Consider the following 15,032-nt stretch of genomic DNA (forward strand, 5'->3'; position numbering starts at 1 on the left):
TCTGTTGGTTCGAGCAGCCCGCGGCGAGTCTGTCGCACAACGACACCATCGTCTTGCGACCTCCTTCACGAATGCTTACTTTCGGGATTCAAGATGCTTCGATGATGAGACTTCTGCCGTCTGCGCCCACTTCTGGACGAGTGATGCTGCTGTGTGGCGCGCTCAGCGTCGTCGGGTGCGGCTCCGGCCCGGACCCCGCCGCCCAGACCACTGCGTTCCCGGGCCCGCCCGCCGAGGCCGCTCCCGGCGATGAGGCTCCACAGACCATCAACGACAGCGCTGTCGCGAGTGAGTCGGCGGACCGGGAGCCGACGGCGACCGAATCGGCTCCGGCCGACCCTCTCGACCCGGGCGGCGTCGTCGACATCACCGGAGTGAACCTGGTCTCGACCGATGCGAACTGTTCCACCCGGACCGGCGAGTACAGCTCGATGGTGATCGACGTCAGCAACGGCAACGAGTTCCAGGGCGAACTGTCGATCACCGCTGATGCCGGCACGTGCACGCTCGTGTCGAATCAGATCCCGAACCATGACATCAGCGTCGATGCCGACTTCGCCAACGACGCCAGCGCGGTCACCGGAGCCTTTTCGATCACCGACGATCCCACCGTCAACGCCGAGCCGACCGAGCTCGGCTTCACCGCCCACGCCGTGATGCTCAATGGCGTGATCTGGGAGGCCTACCCCGCTGCCTGCTTCGATGAAGGACCGAACCCCATCGGTCGCGAGGCAGTCGGTTGTGGCGGCAACCTGCTCGACCACCCTTGGCGCTACAACGTCGGCTCGCCAGAAAATGCGTTCAGCCTGGACGCATTCTCGGCTCACGTCCAGCCCGACGGGCTCTACCACTACCACTCGACGCCCCAGGCACTGTACGAAATCGACTGCAACGGAACGGCCGCTTCACCCGTCATCGGATTCGCACGCGACGGCTTCCCCATCTACGGACCGTGCTTCGCCGACGACAACGGGAGCATCCGTGCCGCACAGAGTGGCTACGAACTCCAGACTGGCGTCCGAGCCGAGGTCGTGGGATTCACCACGCCGTACGCCGTCGGCAACGTCACGAGCAGCGACTACAACGGCCAGTTCATCGGTGACTACACGTTCTCCGGCTCGGGTGACCTCGACGAATGCAACGGCATGATCGTCGACGGTCAGTACGGCTACTACGTCACGGGGGCCTACCCCTACGTGATCGCTTGCTACCGGGGAACTCCCAGCGAGACGTTCGGCCCACCCTGAACCCGGCGAACGTCGTCGGGCGGATTCGAGTCAGACGAGGCGGATCTCGGTGCCGGAGATGACGTGGACCGCGCCGACATCGGCGCGGTCGCGCGCACGCATCTCGACGGCGCTCAGTCGGTCGGGTCCGGCCCCGCTGCCCGCCACCACGCGCACCGTGCCTTCGTCCAACTCGATCGACCAGGTTCCCGCCGCGTCGACCGAGCACGGCTTGTCGACCAGTCCGGAGAACCCGACCGCGAGCGCCTCGGGATCGTCGGAGCACAGTTCGACGCCGACGATCCGTTCGACCACGTCGGTGTGCACGTGGCCCTGCCAGGCGCGTCCGGCCCAGGCCCACCCGTCGTCCGGGTCCATCCGGTCGAGCGACATGATGCATCCACCGGTGTCCGCAGGATGGAGGTGGATGGCCTCGGCCTCCACGCCGTGGTGTCGGGCGGGTGGCTCGTCGTACACGATCCGGATCCCGAGCGCCTCGACCCGCGAGCGCGCCACAGCGAGGTCGTCGACCTGCATGATCAGCATGTAGCCGCCGGGACCACCGCGCTTGGCGAGGAATCTGGCCGACGGAGCGGCGTCGGACGTCGGCTGCAGCACTTCGAGGAACGTGTCGCCCACGGCGAACACGACGTTGCGCATCTCGAACACGTTCGGCGGATCACGATGGACACCGGCCACGGCGAGCGCCGCCGCGATCGCCCGCTCCTCGCGCCAGATGTCGTCCGTGCACAGCGCGACCTGACGGAGGCGGATCATCGGAGCTCCGGGCTGTGGACCGTCATGGTCCCGACCGTATCGATCGCCCGCCTCCGAGCCCGGAGCGAGCCGATGCCACACTGGCCCGATGACCAGCACCACGCGTGACATCGAAACCGGGACCGACGACCTGCTCGCACACGTCGACGGCCACGTCGGCGTGATCACCTTCAATCGACCCGACCGCCGCAACGCACTGTCGAACTCGATGTACGACGGGTTCCACACCGTTCTGCCGACCCTCGCCGACGACCCGACGGTGCACGTCGTGATGATCACCGGCGCCGGCTCCGCGTTCTGCGCCGGCGGCGATGTGAAGGGGATGAACGAGTCCCACCAGGAGAACGGCGGCGATGCGAACGACCGACTCGGCGTCGATGCCGAATCACGCGCTCACGGCCTGGCCGAACGCCAGCGATGGGTCTCGCTCGCGATCCACCGCTTCCCGAAGCCGGTCGTGGCGGCGCTGCCGGGAGCGGCCGCCGGAGCCGGGATGTCGATTGCGCTCGCCTGCGACCTGCGTCTCGCTGCGGAGCGGGCGATCATCGTCCCCGCCTTCGTGAACGTCGCCGCGTCCGGTGACTTCGGCGGAAGCTGGTTCCTCACCCAACTCGTCGGAACGGCGAGGGCGAAGGAGTTGTACTTCACCTCGCCACGACTCTCGTCGCAGGAGGCGCTGGACCTCGGCATCGTCAATCGGGTGCTGGCCGACGACGGATTCGACGACGCCGCCCTGGACTGGTGTCGGTCGCTCGCCGAGCGCGCTCCGATCGCACTGCGCCTCATGAAGCAGAACCTGAACCGGGCGATCACCTGCGACCTCGAGACCGCTCTCGACGCCGAGGCCACGGCGATGGTCCGCACCATGAGTACCGCCGATCACCGAGAAGCGGCAGCAGCATTCGTCGAGAAGCGCACTCCCGTCTTCACCGGACGCTGAGAACCGAGGGGTGTGGAGTGGGTCAGACCCCTGCCACACCCCGGGTGTGGAGTCGATCGGGTGTGGAGTGGGTCAGACCCCTGCCACACCCCGGGTGGCGAGCTTGTCGAGCGCGCGTTCGACGGCGCTCACGTAGGCGCCGCCGAACTTGATCGCATGCACGATCAACGGAGCGAGTTGGTGCAACGGGACGCGAGCCTCCCAACCGACGGCGAGCGGGAACCTGCTGTTGTACGTGTCGAACGCATCAGCATCGAAGCCACCGAACACGCGCATCATCGCCAGGTCGAACTCCCGGTGGCCGCCGTGGCTCGCAGGATCGATCAGCCAACTGTCACCGTCGACGTCGACCAGGCGATTGCCGGCCCACAGGTCGCCGTGGAGCCTCGCCGGCGGTTCGACCGGGCCGCCCAGTTCGTCGAGACGGCCGGCGACCGACTCGATCCGCTCGATCGACGCCGTCGGCAGCGAGTTGCGATCCGCGGCGATGCGCGCCAGCGGCAGCAGTCGACACTCGGCGTAGAACGCCGCCCACGTCTCGGTCGGCTCATTCGGCAGCGCGAGGGAGCCGGTGGTGCGACCGTCGGTCCGACCGAAGCAGTCGGCGCCAGCCCGGTGGAGGCTCGCAAGACCCGCTCCGAGATCTGCATCGGTCGACGGTCGCCGCCCGCCCGGCTCGATCCATTCCAGTGCGAGGAATGCGGGGAAATCGTCGGACACGGCGAGCACCTTCGGAACCGGCAGTGCCCTGGCGGCTGTGAGCCACGCGAGGTCCGACGCCTCCCGGGTGAAGAAGCCGAGCGGCGGCGACGAATGCGTCTTGGCGAAGATCGTGCGTCCGTCGTCGAGCACCAGCCGGAACGACGCGGCCATGTCGCCGCCCGAGACGGGCGCGCTCGTGACGACGCCGCTCCCGAGCGCCGCGCTGATCGCTCCGTCGACGTCCGTCATGGTCACCCCCGGCGCGCGAGGTAGCTGCGGGCGATCTCGTACATGCGGTCGCGGCCGAAGCTCGGGTCGTGACCACCGTGGACGACCGTGACCGGCAACGTCAACAGCCGTTCCATCGTGGCGCAGTACGCGACGATGTCGGAGTCCTCGTCCTGGTCGAGCAGCGGGCCGTCGTAGATCGCATCTCCGGAGAACAGCGTGCCGGTCGACTCCTCCCACAGGCCGATCGATCCGGGCGAGTGTCCGGGCAGGTGGAGCACTTCGAACGATCGGTCGCCCAGCTCGAACACATCGCCCTCCTCGATCGATCGGGTGACGGTTGCGCCGTGCAGTCGGAAGTCGTCGAGGGCCATTCCGGCCGGGAGCGCCGTCACGAAGTGCGGCGCGTCGAGTCGATACCCGGCCGCTTCCAAGGATGCGATGCCTGCTGCGCCGAACGCCTCCAGTGGGTCGAGCGACTGCGTGATCGGCGATTCCAGGTTCGACGCCTCAGCCGGATGGATGGCGACGTCGTCGAACTCGTGGTGCGAGCCGATGTGATCGCCGTGGGAGTGGGTGGCCACCGCGGTGACCGGCTTGTGGACGAGGTCGGCCAGTTCGTCGGTGAGGCTGGCGACGCCCATGCCGGTGTCGATCACGAGGTCACGGTCGCGCCCCGCCACGTGCCAGATGTTGCACTGCATCAGCGGGATCACGTGGGGCTCCCACAGCAGTGTGACCGAGTCGTCGACGGTCCGACGCTCGAACCACCTGTCGGCGATCGGGAGCCTCGTCGCATGCGTCACGGGTCGAGTCTCGCGCACCGGTGTTTCCGGTGGCATCGTGCGGACGGACGACCACCCGGTCCACCATCGACCGCCACGGCGACGGCGACGGCGACGGTGGCATCGTCAACCGACTGCGGTCGGCCGTTCATCGACGTTCGTCGCTGCGCTCGAGACGTAGGGAAGCCGAGTTCATGCAGTAGCGGTCGCCGGTCGGCGCGGGTCCGTCCGGGAAGACGTGGCCGAGGTGGGCGTCGCAGGTGCCGCACCGGGCTTCGATCCGCGTGAAGCCGAACGAACGATCCTTCACCCGCGCGACGGGCCGACCCTCGACCTCGTCGAAGAACGACGGCCAACCCGTGCCCGAGTCGTACTTGGCGTCGCTGTCGAAGAGTTCGGTGTCACACACGATGCAGCGGTAGGTGCCGGCGTCCTTCGTGGCGTGGTACTCACCGCTGAACGCACGCTCGGTCCCGCCCTGCTGTGTCACGCGGTACTGCTCGCGTGTCAGACGTTCCCGCAGGCCGTCGGCCCGCTCCCCCGTCGTTCTCGGCGTGGTCGACCACGGCATTCTCATCGCTTCGTCTCCTTCGTCGTCAAGTGGGTGGATGGGGACAACGCCCAGCGACCCGATTCCATGCCCCAGTCCGAAATGTGTGCGCGTGAGCCCGCTGAGCGCATCGCACCGCACCGCACCGCACCGCACGAGTTTCGCTGCCTGCCGCGGTGCGGGCCGGCCGAGGTGGGGTGCCCGCGCGAGTCACGGCGCAATTGCCGGCGCGACCAGGCCGCTAGCGGCACGGATCCGCGTGCGGAGGTACACGGCGAGAGCGCAACCGAGCAGCAGTGTGGAGGCGCCGAACAACCACAGCGCGCGGTAGCCGGCCGTGTCGATGATCAGCCCTCCGAGAGCAGGGCCGACGGCCGCGCCGACGAAGACCCCGACCTGGCTGATGCCGGTGGCCGACGCCGGCGCCGACGGGTTGTTGCGGACGACCGACAGGTTGAACAGCCCCGGCCACGCCCAACCGAAGGCGAAGGCAGGGAGCGGCGCGATCACGTAGGTCAGAGGGACGTCGACCGCGAGCAGCAACGTTCCGAGCCCGCCCAGGCCGTACAACCACACCAGGCGTTGGATCGGCAGGATGCCGTGACGATCCACCTGCCAACCCTGGAACAGTCGACTCACGACGCCGACGAACGAACCCACGCTGAGCACCAGCCCGGCCGAACCGGCATCGAGACCCGATGCCTCGGCCCCGCTGGTGACGAAGCCCACCATTGCGCCGGCGCTGGTCGAGCCGAGCATGCCGACCGTTGCGTAGAGCACGAGCAGGGGAACGCCCAGATCGGGTCGAGCGGCGCGGCGTGCCCCCGATGCCGTGGTGGAGAAGTGACGCTCGGCCCGTCCGTGCGCATCGACCGGGAGGCAGACGAGTGCCGCCGCGACGATCGCGGCTCCGGCCACGTAGGCCCACTGCCAACCGACCGTCAGCGCGATGGCCGGAACCGCTGCGCCCCCGAGCAGCGCCGCCGCCGGCATGCCGGACTGTTTGGTGGCCAGTGCGAACCCGAGGCGATCGGCGCCGATGTGAGTCGTGAGCATCAGGTTGGCCGACGGTTGGTTCAGCGCATTGGCTGCTCCGGCGACCGCGAGGATCACACAGAACTGCCAGAAGCTCCGACCGAAGGCCGCGACCGCGAGCATCGTCGCCCCCGAGACCGACAGCCCGAGCCGGAACCCGAGTCGGGGTCCCAGCCGTTCCGCGACCCGCCCCATCGGTGCCGACAGGAGTGCAGCGACCGCGAACGACGCACCCATCGCCAACCCGATCTCGGTCGCCGACAACCCCACCTCGTCGGCGAGTTGCACCCCGAGCGCGCCGGTGAGGAACACCGGGAAGGCGCTGCACATCGTGCCGAGCGCCACCACCGGCCAGATGCGCGTCGCCCTTCGCCCGGGCAGGTCGATCAGCCCTTGGCCTTGCGGGCGTAGCGATGAACGCTCAGCGGGGCGAAGATCGCAACGATCGCCGCCGCCCACATCAAGGTGTAGATCACCGGATTCTGGAGCGGCCACGCCGTCGGCTCCGGAACATCGGCCGGGATGTTGCCGAACAGCTCGCGCGACGCCTGGGTGACCGACGAGACAGGGTTCCACTCGGCGAACACCCGCAGCGGGCCGGGCAGGTCGTCGGACGGGACGAAGGTGTTGGCGATGAACGTGAGCGGGAAGATCACGATGAACGACGCGTTGTTGATCACCTCGACGCTCGGAACGTTGAGTGCGACATAGGCCATCACCCACGACAGGGCGTACGCGAACACGAGCAGCAGCAGGAACCCGCCGAGGGCTTCGAACACGGAACTGCGGATCCGCCAGCCGACGAGCAGTCCCGTCGCCGACATGATCGCCAGCGAGAGGACGTTGTAGATGACGTCGCTGATGGTGCGGCCGGCGAGGACCGCAGCGCGCGACATCGGCAGGGACCGGAAGCGGTCCATGATGCCCTTCTGCATGTCCTCGGCGATCCCCGCCCCGGTGAACGTGGCACCGAACGCGACCGTCTGGGCGAAGATCCCGGCGATCAGGAACTCGCGGTACCCCTCCCGGTACCCCAACTCCTCGACATCGATCGAATTGCCGAACACGTAGGCGAAGAGCAACACGAACATGATCGGCGAGATCAGCACGAAGACCAGGACTTCGGGCACCCTCGTGATCTTGATGACATTGCGTCGGGCCACGACCGAGATGTCGTTGACGGTGTGGGCGAAGGTCGTGCGATCGCCGCTCATGAGCGTTCCTTTCCAGCGGTGTGTGTCTGTTCGGCGGCGGCGTCACCCGACGCGCCGTTCACCGTTCCGTGACCGGTGAGCGTGAGGAAGACGTCGTCGAGTGTCGGACGGCGAAGTCCGATGTCGGACACGGCGATCGACTCGGAGCGCAGATCCGAGATCACCGCGGCGAGCGTGTCGATCCCGCTGCTGATCGGGCACAGCAGGGTGCGGGTCGACGTCTTCACCTCGACGTCGGCAGCCGCACCGGACGGGGCGTGTCGTGCCAGCAACTGACGAGCCTGGTCGACGTCGGCTTCGTCGGCGACGACCAGTTCGAGCCGCTCGCCGCCGACCTGTGACTTCAGTTCGTCGGCAGTCCCGCGCGCGATGCCGCGTCCGGCGTCGATCACGACGATCTCGTCGGCGAGCTGGTCTGCCTCCTCGAGGTACTGGGTCGTGAGCAACAGCGTCGAGCCGTCGGACACGAGTTCGCGGATCACGTCCCAGAGTTCGATGCGACTGCGCGGATCGAGCCCGGTGGTCGGTTCGTCGAGGAACAGCACCGGTGGTTGCGCCACGAGCGCTCCCGCCAGATCGAGGCGACGACGCATGCCGCCGGAGTACCCCTTCACCGGCCGGTCTCCCGCGTCGGCCAGGTCGAACCGTTCGAGCAGTTCGTCGGCCCGTGCCTTCGACCGCACCTTGCCGAGGTGATAGAGCCGACCGATCATGTCGAGGTTCTCGCGACCGGTGAGGACCTCGTCGACCGCGGCGTACTGGCCCGAGAGCCCGATGCGCTCGCGCACGAGCTGCGGGTGGGTGGCGAGGTCGACGCCCGCGATCGTGGCCGTGCCGCTGTCGGGCTGCATCAGCGTCGTGAGGATGGAGACCGCCGTGGTCTTCCCCGCACCGTTGGGTCCGAGCAGCCCGAGGACGGTCCCGGTCTCGACCGTCAGGTCGAGACCGTCGAGCGCCATCACGTCGCCGAATCGTTTGGTGAGCCCGCGCGCTTCGATCGCCGAGGAGGTCGCAGTCTGCATTCCGACGACGGTACGCGTCGATGCGGACAGTTGATGACCTGGATTTCGAGAGATTCGCGACCGATTCGGGTCAGTCGGTTCCCACGCGCGCCGTCGGCGTGAACGTCACCGGCAGATGCTTGATGCCGGTGACGAGCGGGATTCCCGCCACGTCGAGCGGGACGACCTCGCCCGACACCTCGATGTCGGGGAGCCGTGCGAACAGGTCACGGAACACCACGGCGAGTTCGCGGCGTGCGAGGTTCGCTCCGAGGCAGAAGTGGGGGCCCGGTCCACCGAACCCCAGGTGCGGGTTCGGATTGCGCAGCACGTCGAATCGCTCCGGATCCGAGAAAGCACTCGGATCCCGGTTCGCTGCGCCGTACAGCATGACCACCTTGTCGCCTTCGACGAAGTCGTGACCCGACATCGTCATGTCGGTGGTCAAAGTGCGTCGCATGAACGTGACCGGCGACGAGTAGCGGACGATCTCCTCCACCGCCGTGGCGGTGACCCCGACGACGTCGTTCTGCCAGATCGCCCGCTGGTCCGGGTGCTGTGACAGCAGGTTCATGCCGTGGCTGATCGCCGTGCGGGTGGTGTCGTTGCCGGCCACGGCCAGGAGGATGAAGAACGGGGCGACCTCCTCGGGAGCGAGCATCTCGCCGTCGAGGTCGTTGTGGACGAGCTTGGAGGTGAGGTCGTCGGTGGGACTCTTGCGTCGCTCTTCGGCGAGCCCGTTCATCAGCTCGGTGAGCTGCATGCCGGCGCCGAACATCGCCATCATCGGGTCACCGTCACCGATGAACTCGGGGTCGCCACCGCTGAGGATGACGTTGGTGGAGTCGAGAACCGTCGTGAACTCGCTGCGCGGGATCCCCATCATGTCGCAGATGATCAGCAGCGGGTACGGCTGCGACAGCACCTCGACGAGGTCGACCTCGCCCCGTTCGCAGAACCCGTCGATCACCTCCGTCGAGACCTTCTCGACCGATTCGAGCACGTTCGCGAGGTCGGTCGGCGTGAACGTCTTGGCGACGATGGCACGCTGACGCTGATGACGCGGGTTGTCCATGTTGATGAACGATCCGAAGAACTCGAGTGCCTCGGGGGGCAGGTCGACGACCGACACCGCACCCTGCGCCGAGCTGAACGCCTTGGCGTTCTTGGAGATCGCGACGATCTCGTCGTAGCGGGTGACGGCGAAGAAGCGCTCGTGCTGGCCCGTCATCTCGTTCAGGAACTCGACCTCGGAGAACGGACCGGCGGCGCGGATGTCGATCATCTCGCGCATCCGGTCGTCGAGGGGCTGCTTCCAGAAGGACGGTTCGATCAGTCGGGTGGACATCGCCCGAGATTACGACGGCGCGGTCCGAAGTCCCGCTTCGTCAGGACGATCAGGCCGTGGCGAGTGCCGCGAGGATGGTCTCCATGGCGGCGATGCGATCCTCCTGGGTGATCTCCTCCGCATCGCGTCTGCCGACGATCTGCAGCGAGACCAGCGTGTCGTCGGCGAGCACCACCACGGACGGGCCGCTCGCGAAGCCCTTCGTGCCGAGGTCGGGGAGTTCGGTCTCGACTCCCAGGAGCTCGACCGAGTTGTCGTAGTTCGCCGCCGCCGCGTTCTGCGAGATCACCAGGTTGACGCTCGCGAATTCGCCCACGATCGAGCACGACGCTGTGCTCGCCTGCGGCACGGCGTCGCTCGCACCGATGAAACCGCCGAGGGCGAGCAGTTCGAGGTATCCACAGACCGCGGTGCCGTCCACGTCGTCACCGTCGAGCGGCAGTTCGCCGACGAGCGCGTCGCCCGCTGCGGCCTCGTCGCCGAAACCGCAGTACGCGTCGAGTTCGGCTTCGACGCCCGGGAACTCCTCGTCCAGCGTGTCGAACGAAGCGAGTGCATCGCCGTCGGGGTCGTTCGCCGCAGCGTCGAAGTCGAAGTCGTTGCGTTCGAGCACGTCGAAGAACGCGCGCTGCAGTTCCGTGGTTCGCTCGATGAACGGCCGGAAGCGGTCGGGGGCGACGGCGATCGCTTCATCGGCGAGCTCGAAGAACTCGTCGAAGGTCGCCCGCAGGTCCTCGGGCGATGCGGTCAGGTCGAAGTCGAGCCCCTCGAGCTCCTGCCCGATACCGCAGAATTCACTGTCGATTCCTTCGCTCGGACCGTCGGACGGTGCGCCCGTGTCAGGGGGCTCCGTGTCAGGGGGCTCCGTGACCGGGGACTCGGTGGACGATGGTTCGGTCGACGCTGGCTCCGTGGTGGGAGCCGCGGTGGTCGCCGGCTCGGTGGCGGGCGCCTCGGTGTCGACGGTGATCGGATCGGTCACCGGTGCAACGGACGAGTCCGTCACATCGGTCCCCGTCGAACTGTCGGTGTCGGAGGACCCGCACGCAGCGAGCACGAGCAGAGCCGGGGCGACGACCCCTGCGATCAGACGATGGGGGAGCTGAGTACGCATGGCTGCCGAGCCGTTCTGTGAGCGGGCTGCGGATGCACCCGGTCAACGAAGTATGCGCCTTTTCGGGGGCCTCTGTCTCCGATTTGTCGTATCACCTCACGCGAAGGCGTCGCCGATCACCCGGGCCGCCGCCGCCACGCCGGACGAACCGATGGTCGCACCGAGCGAGTGGAGTCCCGCCTCGATCGTGCCGAGGGTGCCGAGCAGCATCGGCGGGTTGAGGTGGCCCATGTGGCCGATCCGGAACTGGCGGTCGACGTCGGCGCCGATCCCGAGCCCGAGGGTCAACCCGGCCTGGTCCTCGCACACCTCGCGGAGTCGGGTGGCGTCGACGGAGCCCGTTCGCACCGTGGTGACGGCATGGGAGCGACACTCGACGGTGGCGATGCCGCAGCTCAATCCGTCCGAGCGTCCACCGCCCCACGCATCGACGGCCGCCCACACCGACCGGGCGAGCACCTCGTGGCGGCGCCATGTGTTCTCGAGCCCTTCCTCGAAGATCATGTCGAGCGCTTCGCGCAGTGCGTAGAGATGCGAGATCGGCGGCGTGCCGTTGTACAGCTGATAGTGCGCATCGACGTCGAGACGCGACTCCCAGTCGAAGTAGCCGACGCGCATGTCGGCCCGCTCGTGCGCAGCGAGCGCCTTGTCGTTGGCCCACACGAATGCGATGCCGGGTGGCGTCATCAGGCCCTTCTGGCTCGCGGCGACCGTGACGTCGACACCCCACTCGTCCATCTCGAACGGTTCGCACGCCAGCGACGCGATGGCGTCGACCATGAGCAGCGCCGGGTGACGGGCGGAATCGATCGCGCGACGGATCGCCGGGATGTCGTTGCGCACGCTGCTCGCGGTGTCGGTCAGCACCACGAGCACCGCCTCGATCCCGCGGTCGACGTCGGCTCGCAGACGATCCTCGACGGCTCCGGGGTCGACCGGGCCGTCGACCGCACCGGGAAGCACCTCGACGTCGACCCCACTGAGCGCGGCCTGCTCGCCCCAGACGACGGCGAACCGACCGGACTCGAGGACCAACACCTTGCGGCCGCGTCGCATCGTGTTCGAGACCGCCATCTGCCATGCGGCATGTCCGTTGCCGATCACGATGAACGCCTCACCCTCGGTTCGAGCGATCTTCGGGAGGTCGGCGAACAGGCTGCTCGACACGTCGACGAGCGGACCTTCGTAGATGTTCGGCATCGGCCGCTGCATCGCCGCGAGCACTCGCTCGGGGATGATCGAGGGGCCGGGGATCGCGACATGGAGGCGGCCGTGGCGCAAGGTCGTCGATGTCGTCGATGTCGTCGAGCGCAGGGTCGTCGGACGTGTGGTCATCGGGCGAGAGTACGAGTGTCGGCCACGGTTCCGGCACCCGGTCGTCCACGGACCGACCACCTGTCGCCGACTCCATCGGTGCGCCGTGCGTGGATCGCCGCAGGTGTGGGTAGTTCCAGGTCATGCAGACGAAGCAGGTCGGACTGGCAGGACTCCGTGGATGGCGCAGCTCGGTGGCGGGCGCCGTCGCCCGACCGGTGGCGAGGCGCTCACCGTTCGGGGAGGACCAGGTGCGCGCCGTGATCGGAGCGGCGTTCCTGGCGCTGTCGATCGTGTACGTCGTCACCGCGCTGAAGGATGCGTTCACCGACGGGAACTGACCGCATGGCGGGGCCCACGAACGGGTGATACGCGAGTCGCCACGAATGACATCGCACGGCCTGGGGTATTTCCCGCTTCTCGCCGAGACGCTCGGCGAGTGCACCATTCCCCCGCCACACAAGGAGCTTCCATGTCAGTCGACCGCAAGATCACCAAGGACCTCATCGAGACCCTCGAGGACGGCCGCAAAGGCTTCGCCGATGCAGCCGACAAGCTCGCCGACACCAATCGCGCCGATATCGCCCCCAAGTTCCGTGAGTTCGCCGAACAGCGCGCCGGCTTCTCCGCCGAGCTCGAGACGATGGCGGCGGCGTACGGCGACGACATCGACGAGGACGGTTCGGTTCTCGCTGCGGTGCACCGCGGATGGATGTCGCTGAAGGACGCGCTCGCCGGTTCCGACCCGGACGGCGTCCTCGACGCCGCCGAGCAGGGTGAAGACCATGCGCTGTCCGAGTACGACAAGGCGCTCGCCAACACCGAGATCTCCGCCGACCTGCGCACGGTCGTGCAGCGCCAGCACGCTGTGATCGCGACCGCTCACGCCGAGGTCAAGCGGTTGCGCGACACCGTCTGACGACTCGGTTCCCGATCGGGAGGAATAGGTCTCGGTTCGAGTGGGTACGTCGCCGTTCATGAGCAACGACAACGCATCCATCTCCAACGACGACGTCTCCACCGGACCCACCGAGGACGACGAGAACCTCGACGCTCCGGGTGAGCACTCCGCCGACACCGGCGACGAGCCCACCGAGAACGACGAGAACCTCGACGCCCCGGGAGAGCACTCCCAGGACACGGGCGACGAGTCCTGAACATCCAGGATCGGATCGCAGGTGCGCCGCCGGAGAGATCCGGCGGCGCACTTGCGCGTCTGGTCGGTGATGCGACTCGCTTCGCGACGGACGACTGGGGCCGACGACCGCACCGATTCCGGGTCGGCCCAGGCGGCTTCGGCGACGTTTTGAGCGTCGATGCGCTCGACCGCTTCATCTCCTCGTCGCCGCGCCGGCCGCTGATCCGCCTCGTCGACGACGGACGCCCGATCGCTCCCGACCGATACACCTGTGTGCGTCGACTCGGGGGCGCTGACTTCGACGACGTGATCGACGCTGGTCGCGTGGCCGAGTTGTTCGCCGGTGGCGCAACGGTCGTCGCCCAGTCGCTCCACCGCACGCTCGACTCGACCGCGCGCTTCGTGGCGCTCTTGTCCGACGAGGTGTCGCACCCCGTCCAGGCCAACGCCTACCTCACGCCTCCGAGGTCGCAGGGCCTGGCACCGCATGTCGACCGTCACGACGTGTTCGTGGTGCAGTTGCACGGGACCAAGTCGTGGACCGTCGACGGGATGGGCGAGATCGAACTTCGTGACGGAGACGTGCTCTACCTCCCGGCCGACACCCGCCACAGCGCAGCATCGACCGACGAGACGTCGCTCCACCTCACCATCGGCATCCTGCGCGTGACCTATCGGTCGGTCGTGCAACGACTGCTGCGCGACGGCCCCGCCGCACTCGACGACCCACTCCCTCTCCTGTACCGCGACGACGCCGCACTCGGCGACGCCATCGGGCACCGTCTGGACGACCTCCTGGTCCACCTCGGCTCCCTCGATGCCCACGTCGTCGCAGCGCGTGAACGGTCACGCCCACGTCAGGACCTGTCCGTTGGCGGAGGGCTGCGACGAGCCGTCGACGTCGTGTCGATCGACGGGACCGAGACCATCGTCCGAGGGAGAGCGGAGTGGTCCATCTCCTCGCTCGAAGACGGACGGATCCGCGTGGACGACGGAGCGCACCATCTCGACGCCCCGTCGTCGTGTGAACCGGCGATCCGACAGCTCGCGACCGGACGACCTCACTCCGTGTCGGACCTCGACGGCCTCGATCCGGCGAGCCGGGTCATCATCGCTCGCCGATTCCTGGAGGTGCGATTGTGCGAGTTCGCCGCACCGACCGACGACGGTCAGCGTCCGACGTAGTTCGCCTCGCGCTTCTCCAGGAACGCAGCGACGCCCTCCTTGTGGTCGTCGGTGGCGAACAGATCACCGAGAGTCGAACTGACCCACCGGCCCAGATCGTCCCAGTCCGGATCGAGCGCGCGACGCAACCCCGCCTTGAGCGCCCGCACCGCAAGCGGCGGATTCTCAGCGATCGACGCAGCAACCTCATTGGCCGCCGCAAGCAACCCCTCGTGCGGCACGACCCGCGACACCAAACCGATCCGCTCGGCCTCCACCCCGTCGATCACCCGCCCCGTGAACAACAACTCCGCAGTCCGTTCCCGACCGATCAACTGAACCAGACGAGACATCCCCGCCACGTCACAGCACAACCCACGCTTGACGAACAGTTCACCGAACCTCGCCCGCTCCGACGCCACACGGATGTCAGCCATCACCGCCAACTCCATCCCCCACCCCACCGCCGCACCATTCACCGCAGCCACGATCGGAA

Annotated in this window: 17 protein-coding genes; 6 read left to right on the forward strand and 11 right to left on the reverse strand. The window is 67.7% G+C overall.

Annotated features, from left to right (window positions below; genetic code table 11):
* The first annotated feature begins 101 nt into the window (after window positions 1–101).
* Complete coding sequence (locus ABJK40_RS16845) at window positions 102–1,247, forward strand: YHYH protein (protein WP_348480613.1); 1,146 nt, start codon at window positions 102–104, stop codon at window positions 1,245–1,247.
* A gap of 30 nt (window positions 1,248–1,277) precedes the next feature.
* On the opposite strand, the gene ABJK40_RS16850 is transcribed toward ABJK40_RS16845, so the two are convergent.
* The gene (locus tag ABJK40_RS16850; RefSeq protein ID WP_348480612.1) at window positions 1,278–2,003 is read right to left on the reverse strand and encodes a hypothetical protein; all 726 of its coding nucleotides are present in this window, start codon (window positions 2,001–2,003) and stop codon (window positions 1,278–1,280) included.
* Between the two features lie 88 nt (window positions 2,004–2,091).
* On the opposite strand from ABJK40_RS16850, the gene ABJK40_RS16855 reads away from it, so the two are divergent.
* Window positions 2,092–2,943 (forward strand): enoyl-CoA hydratase, encoded by an 852-nt coding sequence (locus ABJK40_RS16855; RefSeq protein ID WP_348480611.1) that lies wholly within the window; start codon window positions 2,092–2,094, stop codon window positions 2,941–2,943.
* Window positions 2,944–3,015: 72 nt separating this feature from the next.
* Here ABJK40_RS16855 and ABJK40_RS16860 read toward each other — a convergent pair whose 3' ends face one another.
* The 9 genes from ABJK40_RS16860 to ABJK40_RS16900 form a co-directional block, all read right to left on the reverse strand.
* Window positions 3,016–3,894, reverse strand: coding sequence for a fructosamine kinase family protein (locus ABJK40_RS16860; RefSeq protein ID WP_348480610.1), 879 nt, complete (start codon window positions 3,892–3,894; stop codon window positions 3,016–3,018).
* A gap of 2 nt (window positions 3,895–3,896) precedes the next feature.
* Complete coding sequence (locus ABJK40_RS16865; RefSeq protein WP_348480609.1) at window positions 3,897–4,679, reverse strand: MBL fold metallo-hydrolase; 783 nt, start codon at window positions 4,677–4,679, stop codon at window positions 3,897–3,899.
* Window positions 4,680–4,806: 127 nt separating this feature from the next.
* Window positions 4,807–5,235 carry a peptide-methionine (R)-S-oxide reductase MsrB gene (gene msrB, locus ABJK40_RS16870; protein WP_348480608.1) on the reverse strand — a complete coding sequence of 143 codons (429 nt, stop codon included), beginning with the start codon at window positions 5,233–5,235 and terminating at the stop codon, window positions 4,807–4,809.
* Window positions 5,236–5,418: 183 nt separating this feature from the next.
* Window positions 5,419–6,588 (reverse strand): MFS transporter, encoded by a 1,170-nt coding sequence (locus tag ABJK40_RS16875; RefSeq protein ID WP_348480662.1) that lies wholly within the window; start codon window positions 6,586–6,588, stop codon window positions 5,419–5,421.
* 41 nt (window positions 6,589–6,629) lie between these two features.
* Window positions 6,630–7,457 carry an ABC transporter permease gene (locus ABJK40_RS16880; RefSeq protein ID WP_348480607.1) on the reverse strand — a complete coding sequence of 276 codons (828 nt, stop codon included), beginning with the start codon at window positions 7,455–7,457 and terminating at the stop codon, window positions 6,630–6,632.
* Complete coding sequence (locus ABJK40_RS16885; protein WP_348480606.1) at window positions 7,454–8,479, reverse strand: ATP-binding cassette domain-containing protein; 1,026 nt, start codon at window positions 8,477–8,479, stop codon at window positions 7,454–7,456. The genes ABJK40_RS16880 and ABJK40_RS16885 overlap by 4 nt, the downstream gene beginning before the upstream one ends.
* A gap of 70 nt (window positions 8,480–8,549) precedes the next feature.
* The gene (locus ABJK40_RS16890; RefSeq protein ID WP_348480605.1) at window positions 8,550–9,806 is read right to left on the reverse strand and encodes a cytochrome P450; all 1,257 of its coding nucleotides are present in this window, start codon (window positions 9,804–9,806) and stop codon (window positions 8,550–8,552) included.
* A 49-nt stretch (window positions 9,807–9,855) separates the two neighbouring features.
* Window positions 9,856–10,920, reverse strand: coding sequence for a hypothetical protein (locus ABJK40_RS16895; protein WP_348480604.1), 1,065 nt, complete (start codon window positions 10,918–10,920; stop codon window positions 9,856–9,858).
* A gap of 96 nt (window positions 10,921–11,016) precedes the next feature.
* Window positions 11,017–12,255, reverse strand: coding sequence for an aminotransferase class V-fold PLP-dependent enzyme (locus ABJK40_RS16900; protein ID WP_348480603.1), 1,239 nt, complete (start codon window positions 12,253–12,255; stop codon window positions 11,017–11,019).
* A gap of 122 nt (window positions 12,256–12,377) precedes the next feature.
* Here ABJK40_RS16900 and ABJK40_RS16905 point away from each other — a divergent pair, with 122 nt between their 5' ends.
* From ABJK40_RS16905 to ABJK40_RS16920, 4 genes are all read left to right on the forward strand, one after another.
* Complete coding sequence (locus tag ABJK40_RS16905) at window positions 12,378–12,575, forward strand: hypothetical protein (RefSeq protein ID WP_348480602.1); 198 nt, start codon at window positions 12,378–12,380, stop codon at window positions 12,573–12,575.
* A gap of 131 nt (window positions 12,576–12,706) precedes the next feature.
* Window positions 12,707–13,153, forward strand: a complete 447-nt coding sequence (locus tag ABJK40_RS16910; protein ID WP_348480601.1) for a PA2169 family four-helix-bundle protein — start codon at window positions 12,707–12,709, stop codon at window positions 13,151–13,153.
* 58 nt (window positions 13,154–13,211) lie between these two features.
* On the forward strand, window positions 13,212–13,391 hold the full coding sequence (locus tag ABJK40_RS16915; RefSeq protein WP_348480600.1) for a hypothetical protein: 180 nt from the start codon (window positions 13,212–13,214) through the stop codon (window positions 13,389–13,391).
* A gap of 149 nt (window positions 13,392–13,540) precedes the next feature.
* Window positions 13,541–14,557, forward strand: a complete 1,017-nt coding sequence (locus ABJK40_RS16920; protein ID WP_348480599.1) for a cupin domain-containing protein — start codon at window positions 13,541–13,543, stop codon at window positions 14,555–14,557.
* Here the strand turns inward: ABJK40_RS16920 and ABJK40_RS16925 are convergent.
* Window positions 14,542–15,032 (reverse strand): enoyl-CoA hydratase-related protein (locus ABJK40_RS16925; RefSeq protein WP_348510346.1); only part of this gene is annotated, 491 nt, incomplete at its 5' end. The genes ABJK40_RS16920 and ABJK40_RS16925 overlap by 16 nt on opposite strands.

This window comes from Ilumatobacter sp. (assembly GCF_039969435.1).
Taxonomy (GTDB): Bacteria; Actinomycetota; Acidimicrobiia; order Acidimicrobiales; family Ilumatobacteraceae; genus Ilumatobacter_A.